Source organism: Streptomyces cinereoruber, assembly GCF_009299385.1.
In the GTDB taxonomy this organism is placed as follows: domain Bacteria; phylum Actinomycetota; class Actinomycetes; order Streptomycetales; family Streptomycetaceae; genus Streptomyces; species Streptomyces bikiniensis.
The window spans coordinates 6,071,021-6,082,199 of the sequence record NZ_CP023693.1 but is presented as its reverse complement, the minus strand read 5'-3'; the positions used below and the strand labels follow the sequence as shown (position 1 = coordinate 6,082,199).

10 protein-coding genes are annotated in these 11,179 nt (G+C 74.9%); 5 read left to right on the top strand and 5 right to left on the bottom strand.

Annotated elements, in window-relative coordinates:
* Window positions 1–31: 31 nt before the first annotated feature.
* From CP977_RS27450 to CP977_RS27430, 5 genes are read left to right on the top strand one after another with little or no spacing between them, the layout of a single operon-like run.
* Window positions 32–556: a flavin reductase family protein gene (locus tag CP977_RS27450; protein WP_229991793.1), complete on the top strand. Its 525-nt coding sequence runs from the start codon at window positions 32–34 to the stop codon at window positions 554–556.
* A 12-nt stretch (window positions 557–568) separates the two neighbouring features.
* Window positions 569–1,774, top strand: a complete 1,206-nt coding sequence (locus CP977_RS27445; protein WP_062751576.1) for an acyl-CoA dehydrogenase family protein — start codon at window positions 569–571, stop codon at window positions 1,772–1,774.
* A gap of 27 nt (window positions 1,775–1,801) precedes the next feature.
* Complete coding sequence (locus CP977_RS27440) at window positions 1,802–2,197, top strand: hypothetical protein (RefSeq protein WP_062751577.1); 396 nt, start codon at window positions 1,802–1,804, stop codon at window positions 2,195–2,197.
* Window positions 2,198–2,212: 15 nt separating this feature from the next.
* A complete protein-coding gene (locus CP977_RS27435; RefSeq protein WP_167308970.1) occupies window positions 2,213–3,568 on the top strand; it encodes a phthiocerol/phthiodiolone dimycocerosyl transferase family protein in 1,356 nt (451 codons plus the stop codon).
* Window positions 3,569–3,604: 36 nt separating this feature from the next.
* A complete protein-coding gene (locus CP977_RS27430) occupies window positions 3,605–5,038 on the top strand; it encodes an amidase (protein ID WP_152370989.1) in 1,434 nt (477 codons plus the stop codon).
* Here the strand turns inward: CP977_RS27430 and CP977_RS27425 are convergent.
* The 5 genes from CP977_RS27425 to CP977_RS27405 form a co-directional block, all read right to left on the bottom strand.
* Entirely contained in the window at window positions 4,970–6,277 is a 1,308-nt protein-coding gene (locus CP977_RS27425; RefSeq protein WP_062751579.1) for a helix-turn-helix transcriptional regulator, read from the bottom strand. The two genes, CP977_RS27430 and CP977_RS27425, sit on opposite strands and share 69 nt — an antisense overlap.
* Window positions 6,274–7,599, bottom strand: coding sequence for a cation:proton antiporter (locus CP977_RS27420; protein WP_152370988.1), 1,326 nt, complete (start codon window positions 7,597–7,599; stop codon window positions 6,274–6,276). Before CP977_RS27420 ends, CP977_RS27425 begins: the two co-directional genes overlap by 4 nt.
* Before the next feature lie 90 nt (window positions 7,600–7,689).
* Window positions 7,690–9,258, bottom strand: a complete 1,569-nt coding sequence (locus CP977_RS27415) for an amino acid adenylation domain-containing protein (RefSeq protein WP_109184333.1) — start codon at window positions 9,256–9,258, stop codon at window positions 7,690–7,692.
* Between the two features lie 18 nt (window positions 9,259–9,276).
* Window positions 9,277–10,002, bottom strand: a complete 726-nt coding sequence (locus CP977_RS27410) for a thioesterase II family protein (RefSeq protein WP_079130965.1) — start codon at window positions 10,000–10,002, stop codon at window positions 9,277–9,279.
* A 186-nt stretch (window positions 10,003–10,188) separates the two neighbouring features.
* The gene (locus CP977_RS27405) at window positions 10,189–11,160 is read right to left on the bottom strand and encodes a chlorinating enzyme (protein ID WP_062751583.1); all 972 of its coding nucleotides are present in this window, start codon (window positions 11,158–11,160) and stop codon (window positions 10,189–10,191) included.
* Window positions 11,161–11,179: the final 19 nt, after the last annotated feature.

Sequence of the window (11,179 nt, the reverse complement as noted above, 5' to 3'; positions counted from 1 at the left end):
CGGCGCCCCACACTTCACCCCGGGAGAGGACATGGTTGCGGAGCGGGACTTCAAGGACTTCATGGCCGAGGTGTGCACGTCGGTGGCGGTGGTCACGGCGCTGGCGGACGGCCTGCCCCACGGCACCACGGTCGGTTCGCTCACCTCGCTGTCCCTGCGGCCCCCGATGGTGACCATCGGGCTGGACCGGCGTTCGCGCCTGCTGGCCGTCGTCCGGCGGACCGGGCGGTTCGGCGTCAACCTGCTCGGCGCCGGCCAGGCCGGCCTGGCGGCGGTGTTCGCCTCCCCGGCAGCCGACCGGTTCGCCGCGGCCGGGTGGGAGGCGGACGACGGACTGCCGCGACTGCGCCACGCGCCGGGCTGGCTGGTGTGCCGCACCGAACGCCTGGTCGACGGCGGGGACCACGTCCTGGTCCTCGGCGGGGTGACCCGGGTCGCCCTCGCGCCGTCCGCCGCACCGCTCGTCTACGGCCGCCGGGCGTTCGGCACGCACTGCGCCCTCCCCCACCACGCACCCCCGTCCATCACCGACCAGATCGCGGCGTTCGCCCGCTGAGACGGAGAGACCATGACCACCACCACACCCGACCGGACCGGCGTCCCTCCGGAGCACTCCGCACTGCTGCGGGGCGCCCGCGGGCTGGTGCCGCTGCTCGCCCGCAACGCCGAGCAGGGCGAGCGCGACCGCCGGCTGCCCGAGGAGACGGTCAAGTCCCTGGCGGCCGCAGGCCTGTTCAAGCTGGCCGTGCCCCGGCGGTACGGCGGCCACGAGGCGTCCGTGCGCACCCTGGCCGACGTGTCCGCGATCCTCGCCGAGGGCGACGGGAGCAGCGCCTGGGTGGTGTCGGTCTGCAACTCGGTGGCGTGGGTCGTCAGCCTGTTCCCCGAGCAGGCCCAGGACGAGCTCTTCGGGGCCGACCCGGAGGCGAGGATCTCCGGCGTGCTCACGCCCAGCGCCACCGCCCGGAAGGTGGAGGGCGGCTTCCGGGTCTCGGGCCGCTGGCACTACGCCTCCGGCGCCTGGCACGCCGACTGGGCCCTGATCGGCTTCCCGGTCCCGGACGTGACCGGCGAGACGGTCGACCACGGCATGGCGCTCCTGCCCGCCGCCGACTACACCGTCGAGGACACCTGGCACGTGGCCGGCATGCGCGCCACCGGCAGCAACTGCGTGGCCGCCGAGGAGGTGTTCGTCCCGGAGCACCGGGTCCTGTCGGTGCCGAAGGCGATGGCGGGCGACTACCCCGTCCAGCGGTCCGGCAGCGCCCTGGCCCGCTCGGCGTTCACGCAGTTCCTCACCGGCGCCCCGCTGGCGGCCCCCCAGCTGGGGCTGGGCCGGGCGGCCCTGGACCTGGTCCGCGACCAGGCCGCCGCCAAGGCGTTCACCTTCACCTTCTTCGACAAGCAGCGCGACTCGGCGGCCTTCCAGCTGCGGGTGGCGGAGGCCGCGGTGCGGATCGACTCCGCGGAGCTTCACCTGCGCCGCGCGGTCGACGACATCGACGCGGCGGCCCGCGGCCGGGCGCTGGACGCCCTGGGGCGGCTGCGGGCCAGGGCGGACCTGAGCGCCGCGATCGGTTACGTCACCGAGGCCGTCGACACCCTGCTGACCGCGCACGGTGCGGGCGGCTTCGCCGAGGCCAGTCCGCTGCAGCGGATCTGGCGGGACTCGGCCGTGGGCGCCCGGCACGCCATCCTGCAGCCGCAGATGATCAAGGAGATGTACGGCAAGGCCCTGCTGGGCGTCGAGGAGCAGATCTCTCCGCTCGTGTGACGCGGAGACCGCAGAGAGGAGACGGCCGTGGCCGCGTACACGTACGACACCAAGAGGGCGAAGTGGCAGCAGTTCGCCGACACCCGGATCTACATCGGGGACCTGGCCGACGACGGGGTGCCCAAGTCGATGGGCGCCGGCTTCGCCCGGCTGCACCCGGGCGACGTCATGGAGTGGGTGCCCAGCTACGACGAGTTCATCGTCGTGCTGTCCGGGCGGTTCGCCGTGGACTTCGAGGGCGGTTCGGTGACCGCCGGCCCGCACGAGCTGGTGTGGGTGGAGAAGGGCGACCCGGTCGCCTTCCGGGCCGACGGCGAGGAGGTCCTGCTCGCCTTCGGCACCAACCCGCCCTGGCAGAGCACTCCGGAGACCCGGGCGAGCGCGGGCATGTTCCGGCCGCTGGCCGCCTCACCCGTCGACTGACCGCTGGGAGCGCACGTGACCACGATCCCCACCTCCGTCCGGACGGCGTCGCGGGAGCTGAGCCCGCTGGAACGCTGGTACTGGATAGCCGACCAGATAGCACCGCTCAACGTCCTGGGGCGAGTGCGGCTGCACGGGCCGGTGGCCCCGGGCACGCTGCGCGCGGCCCTGGACGGGCTCCAGGCCCGCCACCCGCTGCTGCGGGTGGCGATCGAGGCGGACGAGGCCGGCCGGCGGCCGCGGTTCACACCGCTGCACGACCGGCCCGTCCCGCTGGAGCACCGCGTGTCCGGCGCCCCGGACGCCGCCGACGGGGCGTGGGCGCGGCTCGTCGACGAGGAACTCGTCGACGAGCGCATCGACTGGCGCACCGGCCCGCTCGCCCGGGCCACCGTGCTGAGCGGCGCCGGACCGGACGGCGAGACGCACGACCTGGTCCTCTCGCTGCTGCACGTCGTCGCCGACGGCACCACGGTGCTCTCGCTGGTGAGGCAGTGGGCGGAGCTGGCGGCCGGGCTCCCGGTCGCGCCGCGGGCCGTGCTGGCCCCGGCCGAGGACCTGTTCCCGGCCGGGCACCGCGGCCCGGCCGGGCTGGACCTGGCCCGGGAGAAGGCCCGCCGGGACGAGGACGACCTGCGCCGGCTGGCCCCGCGCCGGATCGACGCCGACCGGCCGGTGCCCTTCGAACGGCGCCGCACCCGGTTCCTGCACCGGGCACTGGACACAGCGGCGCTGGACGGCCTCGCGGCGGCCGGCCGGGCCCGCGGGGCGACCGTCCACGGCGTGCTGGCGGCCGCCATGGTGCGGGCGGTCGCCGAGGACGCCGGGGCCGCCGACGGCACGTGGTACTCGATCGGCTCCCCGGTCGACTTCCGCGGCGACCTGGTGCCGCCGGTGGCCCCGGACGACGTGGGCAGCTACGTGGCGACCGTTCCCTCCCTGGTCGAGCACGCCGCCGACCACCCGCTGTGGGAGACGGCCCTGGCGGTCAGCGCGGACCTCAGGGCCCGCAAGGCCCGGGGCGAGCAGTTCTCCATGATCCGCCTGGTCGGCGACTCCGGGCCGCGGACCGTGGCCGACAGCATGCCGTTCGTGCGGCACCTGGACGAGAAGGGGCCGATCAACTTCTGCGTCTCCAACGTCGGCCGGTTCCCGTTCCCGGACTCGATCGGCCCGTGGCGGGTGTCCGGCGCCCAGTTCGTGGCGGGCCTGTCGGTGGTGGGCACCTTCGTGGCCGCCGTCAACTCCAGTCACCACCAGTTGGCGTGGAACTTCACCTACGCGGAGGGGCTGGTCTCCGGGGAACGCGCGGCACGGCTCGCCGACCGCTGCGTGGAGATCGTCCTCGACCTCGTCCGAACGGCCGGCTGACAGCCGGCCCCACACCCCAGGGGAGAACGACCGACCATGGACGACGCACCGACCCACACGACGGACGGGCCGACGGCCTTCACGTCCGCCGTCGAACTGCGCGGGCTGGTCCGCGACGGGCGGTCCTCCGCCGTCGAGATCACCGAAGCGGTCCTGACCCGGCTGGAGAAGGTGAACCCGCTGCTGAACGCGGTGATCTCGGTACGGGCGGAGGGCGCGCTCGCGGACGCGCGGACCGCCGACGCGCTGCCGCCGGAGCGGCGTGGCCCGCTGCACGGCGTGCCGTTCACCGTCAAGGACGTCAACGAGTCGACGGATCTGCCCGTCGCCTACGGATCGCTGCCGTTCACCGGCTACCGGCCCGGCTTCGACAGCGAGGCGGTCGCCCGGCTCCGGCGGGCCGGCGGCATCCTGGTCGGCGGCACCAACATGCCGGAGTTCGGGCTGAGGATCACCACGGACAACCGGGCGTTCGGAGCCACCCGCAACCCGTGGAACACCGAGCACGGCCCGGCGGGCTCCAGCGGCGGGGCCGCCGCCGCCGTGGCGGCCGGCATCGGGCCGCTGGCGCTGGCGGCCGACGGCGCCGGCTCGGTCCGGGCCCCGGCCTCCGCCTGCGGCGTCGTGGGGCTCAAGCCCAGCCGCGGGCGCGTGCCGTGGGCCCCGAGCACCCAGGAGCAGTGGGCGGGCTACGTCGTCAACGGCCCGGTGGCCCGGACCGTGGCCGACGCCGCCCTGATGCTCGACGTGCTGGCGGGCCCGGTGCCCGGGGAGCCGTACGGGCTGCCCGCGCCGTCCGGTTCGTTCCTGGCCGCCTGCGGGCAGCCGGCCGGGCGCCCGCGCGTGGCGTACACCGCCGTCCCGCCGCACGGTGCGGTGGCGCCGGAGGTGCTGGCGGTGTTCGAGCGGGCGGTGGGGGCGTTCGCGGCCACCGGCGCCGAGATGGTGGAGGCCGCGCCCGACCTCGGCGGGCTGCTGGACCCGCTGCTGACGGTGATGGCGGCGAACACGGCCGCCATGGTGCGCGGGGTGCCGCCGCAGCGGCTGGCGGAGCTGGAGTCGACCACGCTCGACACCGCCCGGTACGGCGAGCGGCTCGGCGCCGCCGACTACTGCGGGGCCGTCGCGGCGGCCCAGGGCCGGGCGGCTGAGGTGGTCCGCTTCTGGGAGCACCACGACGTCCTGCTCACGCCCACCCTGACGGTGCTCCCGCCGCCGCTGGGGACTGCTCCGCAGGGTCCCGGCTTCGTCGAGCGGTGGCGGGAGTACGCCGACTGGCTGGCCTTCACCTACCCCTTCAACATCACCGGCCAGCCCGCGGTCTCGCTCCCGGCCGGGCGGACCCCGGACGGGCTGCCGGTCGGCATCCAGATGGTCGGCGCACCCGGCGGGGAGGCGCGGCTACTGGCCGTGGCCGCCGCCTTCGAACGGGCCCTGCCCTGGGCGGACGAGCGGCCCCCCCTCGGCTGATCCGCCGGGCCGCTCGTGCCAGCCGGTCTCGCGCAGCAGGGCGATGCGGGAGTTCACGCCCGCCTTCCGGAACAGCTTCTTCAGGTGGTAGTTGACGGTGTGCGGGGAGATGTCCAGCCGCCGGGCGATCTGCTTGTTGGTCAGCCCCTCGGCGATCATCCGCACGATCAGGTGCTCCTGGCCGTTGAGGTCCGGCGGCTCCGTCGGTCGCGGCCCGGCCGGCGGGGCCGCCGGGCCGTCCGCCGACCGCGCGGCGGCCGCCTGCCGGCGCAGCGCGTGCCGCAGCGGGGCGGGCACCGAGTCGGCGACCACCTGCCGCAGCAGCTCGTTGGGGAAGCGAACCCGTGTGTCGCCGACGGCCAGCATCCCGGTGGAGGCCGCCCGGTCGAGCAGGAGCAGCAGGGCCGACGGCGGCACCCGCAGGACCGGCAGGAGGTCGTCGACGGTGGTCTCCCGGCCCAGGACGGCCGCCACCCGCAGCAGCTGCCGGTACTCGCCCGGCTGGTCGCGGAGCATGCCGTGCAGCAGTTCCCGCACCCGCTGCGGGATGCGTTCCTCCACCAGCAGGGCCTGATGCCCCTCCACCCGCACGAGGTGCTCCTCCCGCATCCCCCGCACCAGCTCCACCAGCAGCCCCGGGTGTCCGCCCGCCCCGTCCAGGACCCGGGCCAGCGGGGCGGACGCGGGGGCGCCCAGGATGTCGGCGGCGACCTGGAGGGAGGCGGGGGCGCGCAGCGCGTCCAGGGTGATCCGCTCGGTGTGCCCGGCCGAGCCGGCCAGCAGCGCGTCGAGGCGGCCGGGCCCCGCCCCGGTGCGGCGGGCGACCAGCCAGGCGACGGAGCCGCCGTACCGGGGCCGGCACCGGGCGAGCAGCGCGTCGCCGACCTCCTCCCCCAGGAGGTGCACGTCGTCCAGGACGACCAGCGCGGGCCCGCCGGCGGTCCCGGTGGCGGGCGCGTCCGTGGCGGCCAGGAGCGGCGAGCGGTGGCAGACCGGGTACCCGAGCCGCCGGGCGAGAGCCACGCACTCGTCCAGGAACCGCGTCTTGCCGGAGCCGGACGGCCCCTCGACGGCCACCAGGGCGCTGCCGCCGCCGGCCACGAAGCGCAGGGCCCGCAGCGCGCGGGCCGTCTCGTGCTCGCGGCCCCGCAGCGGCAGGCCGGGCGAGGGCGGCGCGAAGGGTCCGGTGGGGGTCTGTCCGGGGGCGCCCGTCGTCGGGCCGCTGGTGGCCGTCGTCATCGGGCCGCCCCCTTCCCCACGGGCTCCTTCGGTTGCCGGGCCGCCGGTGGGGCCGGTTCGGCCTCGAACCGCAACCGGGTCAGCAGCGGTCCGGTCATCACCGTGGTGACCAGGGCCATCACGACCATGACGGTGAACAGCCGGTCGTCCAGGGCACCCAGGCCGAGCCCGACGTTGAGGACGATCAACTCGGTCAGCCCGCGGGCGTTGAGCAGGACGCCCAGGACGGTGGACTCGCGCCGGCCGGCCCCGGTGAGGCGGGCGGCGCCCGCCGCGCCGACGAACTTGCCGACGCAGGCCACCGCCACCACGGCGAGGACCATGACCAGGCCCTGCGTACCCAGTCCTGCCAGGTCGACGGTGAGCCCGGTCACGGCGAAGAAGACCGGCAGGAGGAGCAGGCTGGTCTGCTCGATGCGCTCCGGCGCCTCGGGGGCGATCGCGTCGATGCGGTGGCGGGGCACGACGGCGCCGAACAGGAAGGCACCGAACACCGCGTGCAGCCCCAGCTCGTCGGTGATCCAGGCGCTGGTCAGCAGGCCGGAGCAGAGCACCACGTGGACGGTCGCGCCGCTGCCGGCCCAGCGCCGTCGCGGGGCCAGCAGCCAGACCAGGGCCGGGCGCACGAGCCAGACCAGGACGAGGACGAAGAGGACCGCGCCGCCCGCGGTGAGGGCGAACGACCAGGGCCCGCTGACCGTGACGACCGCGACGACGGCGGCGAGCACGCTCCAGGCGACGACGTCCTGGATCGCGGCGCTCACCAGGGCCACCGTGCCCACGCGCTGCTTCTGCAGGCCCCGTTCGGTGATGATCCGGGCGAGCACCGGGAAGGCGGTGATGGACATCGCGGCGCCCAGGAACAGCGCGGGTCCGAGGGCGCCGCCCGTTGCGAGCTGGCTCTGGTCCAGCCACGGGTACAGCAGCAGCGCCAGTCCGGCGCCCATGGCGAACGGCAGGGCCACCGAGGCGAACGAGACCACAGCGATGTGCCGGCCGACGCCGCGCACGTGCGACAGGCTGAGCTGGTAGCCGACGCCGAACATGAAGAGCACCAGGCCCAGTTGGGCCAGCGCGTCCAGGTAGGGACGGACCTCGGGCGGAAAGAGCAGCCGGGGCAGGTCGCCGGGCAGCAGCCCGAGCAGGCTGGGGCCCAGCGCCACGCCGGCGACGATCTCCCCCATCACGGCGGGCTGTCTGACCCGCTTGGCGAGGGCCGCGAACAGGAAGGCGGTGAACAGCACCAGGGCGAGGTCCACGAGGACGATCCCGGCGACGCCGCCGGCCTCCCCCGCGCTGGCGGCCACGTGTTGTGTCGACACTCTTCTCCTCCTGGCTGGGGTGGGCGCGTCCGGTGTCGGGGAACCGGCCGCGCCGGCGGTGGGGGACCGCCGGCCGGGCGGCGGGACGCGTCAGGACCGGTTCGCCAGCGCCTTGCGGTCGACCTTGCCGCTCGGGGTGAGCGGCAGCGCGGGCAGGCTCCGGATCGTCGTGGGGACCATGTGGTCGGGCAGTCGGGCCGCCAGGCTCCGCCGGATCGCGGACGGCGTCACCTCCGCGCCGTGCGACGGTACGCAGTAGGCGGCCAGTTGGCCGGCCCCCGCCGCTCCCCGGCGCACCACCACGGCGGCATCGGCCACTTCGGGGAGCCTGCGCAGGTGGGCCTCCACCTCGCCGGGCTCCACGCGGTGGCCCCGGATCTTCACCTGGTCGTCGAGCCGTCCGAGGAACCTGATGTCCCCGTCCGGCAGGACCTCGACCAGGTCGCCGGTGCGGTAGAGGCGACCGCCGCCGGCCACCCCGGGGACCGTGCGGAAGCGCGCCGCGGTCGCCTCGGGCCTGCCCAGGTAGCCCCGGGCGAGCACCGGGCCGCCGATGCACAGCTCGCCGGCCGTGCCGGGTGGCCGGGGGCGCAGGTGTTCGTCGAGGACGTACGCCTCGGCGTTGTCGATGGGCCGTCCGATGCTGGGCTGGTCCGGCCAGGCGTCCGGGTCCCCGCGGAGTTCCAGCGAGGTGACCACGTGGGTCTCGGACGGGCCGTACTGGTTGACGAGCACCGCGCCGTCGCCCAGGGCGTGGAACAGGGCCCGCACGGCGGGGGTCACCTGGAGCTGCTCGCCGGCGGTGACGACCTCGCGGAGGCTGGCCGGCCAGGCGCCGGTCGCGGCGGCGTGCTCGGCCACCGCCTGGAGGGCGACGAAGGGCAGGAACACCCGCCGCACCGAGGCGCGGTCCATCAGCTCGATCAGGGCGCGGCAGCTGCGCCGCGTGGCGTCGTCCACCACCACCAGGGTCCCGCCGGAGGCCCAGGTGCTGAACAGCTCCTGGAAGGAGACGTCGAAGCTGAGCGCGGAGAACTGCAGGGTGCGGTCTCCCCGGCCGGCCGGGGAGACCCGGCACTGCCAGTCGACGAGGTTGGCCAGCGGACCGTGTGGCATGGCCACGCCCTTCGGCGTCCCGGTCGACCCCGAGGTGTAGATGACGTAGGCCAGCGCGTCGGGCCCGACCGCCGGCGGCCGCCCCGGCCCGTCCGGCGGGGCCTGTTCGTACGCCGCGGCGGACAGCAGGTCGTCGAGCACCGTGACGCGGACGCCGTCGGGCAGCGCGAGGCGGTCGGCCGACGCCTTGTCGGCCAGCAGGACCCGGGCGCCGCTGTCGCGCACCATGGCGGTGAGCCGCTCGTCCGGGTAGGCGGGATCCAGCGGCACGTAGGCGCAGCCGGCCTTGAGGACGCCGAGCACGGCGACGGTGATGGCGAAGCCTCGCTCGAAGAACACCCCGACCGGCTCTCCGGCGACGCCGGCCGCGAGCAGCGCGCGGGCCAGCCGGTCCGATTCGCGCCCCAGCTCCTCGTAGCCGAGCGACCTCTCCCCCCAGACGACCGCGGGCAGGTCGGGGTGACGGGCGCGTGCCGCCTCGAACAGTTCGTGGGCGAGCGGGGCCGTCCCTCCGGCGGGACGGCGTGCCGTGGTCTCGATCATGGAAGCTCCCTGGAGGGATCAGGTGCGGGACTGGGCCGGTTCGGTCAGGGCCGCCGCGATCGTCGCCGCGAGCGGCTCGGCGCCGGCCGACTCCAGGTAGAGGTGGCCGCCGGGAAACGTGCGGGTGGAGAGCGGTTGCGTGCTGTTCCACTGCCACTGGTCGGTGTGCTCGTCGCCGAAGACGTCCTCCCGGCCGCGGCAGACGACGACGCGGCTCTCGGTGACCGTCCTGGCCATGGTGCGGACGAAGGAGTCGCAGACGGCGAAGTCGGCCCGCAGCACGGACACCGCGCGGGCGGCGATGTGCGGGTCGCGCAGCAAGCGGGCGTCCAGCGCGCCGAACCGCGCCGCGCGCCGGAGCACCTCCTCGTCGGACGCGGGAGCCTCGTCCTCGGCGAAGAGCGGAGCGGCGAGGCGCGGCGCGAGGTTGGCGGAGGCGAAGAGCACCTGGCACCGCGGCCCGGCGCGCCGTTCGAGGGCCGCCGCCACGCCGAGCCCGAGGTAGGCGCCCATGCTGTGACCGAGGATCGACAGCTCCTCGTCGGCGCCGACGTTCCGGGCCAGCAGGTCGGTCAGGTCGTCCACCGCCTCCTGCGCGGTGTGTACGGCGGGCTCGCGCCAGCGGCGGCCGCGGCCGGGGAGTTCGGCCGCCAGCGGTTCGACGTGGCCGGGCAGCAGACGGGTGAGTCGGCGGAACACGGCCGCCGAACCGCCGGCGTGGTGGAGCAGGGCGAGCACAGCCATGGGTGCTCCTTCCGGAAGGGGGGAGGGGCCGGGGCGGTGCGACGGACCGGTGGGGGTCGGCGGCGGGGAGGGCGGCGGGGCAGTCTCCTGCCCCGCCGCCCTTTCACGGCCGGGGGTCGCCGCGTGCCCCGGCCCTGGGCCCGGTGTCCGGCCGACGGCCGGGCGGGCCGGGGAGCGGCGCCGGCGTCAGCTCCCGACGGTCTGCCGGAAGTCCCACGGGGTGAACCGGTGACCGCGCCGGCTGCGGTCGGTCAGCTTGTTGATCCCGTACTCGTCCCGGCCGGCGACCAGGACGGCCGCGTAGTCCTCCAGCGGGATCGTGCCGCCGTACTCGGAGACGTCGTCCAGGTCCGGGTACACCTTGACCTGGGTCGGTACGTACCGGGTGGCGAACCCCATGCGGTAGTCCTTCTTGCTGCCGGTGTGCGGCAGGGAACCGTGCATGAGGGTCGACCAGAAGATGACGCACTCGCCCGGCTGCATGACGAGGGAGAACGCCTTCGACTCGTCGGGCCGCCAGTCGGGGTCCTTCTGCAGCTCGCGGTAGTCGTAGCCGAAGAAACCGCGCTTGACGCTCTCCTTCTCCCGCTTGTTGATCGTTTCCGGGTTGTAGGACATGCCGCGGGACTCGTCGTAGTTCATCACTCGGTGCGTACCCGGCATGAGCTGCAGGCAGCCGTTCTCCCTGGTGGAGTGGGTGAACGCGGTCCAGGCGGTGATGGTGCCGCCGAAGGCGGGTGCGTCGTTCTCCGAGGGCCACTGGATCTGCGGACGGCCGCTGGAGTGGGCGAACGTCGCCGCCTGGTGCCAGTCCGTCCCCTCGTCACCCTGGTACTTGGGGAAGAACTCGGTGCGCCAGCAGAGCAGGTCGGGGCCGAGGATGGAGGCCACGCGCTCGACGATGGCCCGCTGCATGATGTGCTCGCTGAGCAGGTCGATGTCGAGGTGCCGGTCGTAGTTCGAGAGGTTGGTGACCGCCCCCAGCGAGTCCTCCGGGTAAATGGCCCGCGATCGGTCGGGAATGGCCCGGCGTATCTCGTTCCAGCGCTTCTCCATCTCGTCGGGTTCGTATACCTTGATCGGTCCGATGAAACCCTGCTCCTCGAACTGCGCGAGCTCTTCAGGGGTCAGCCGGAAATTCGACGTGTGGTCACCCACGACTACTCCAGGATCTGGT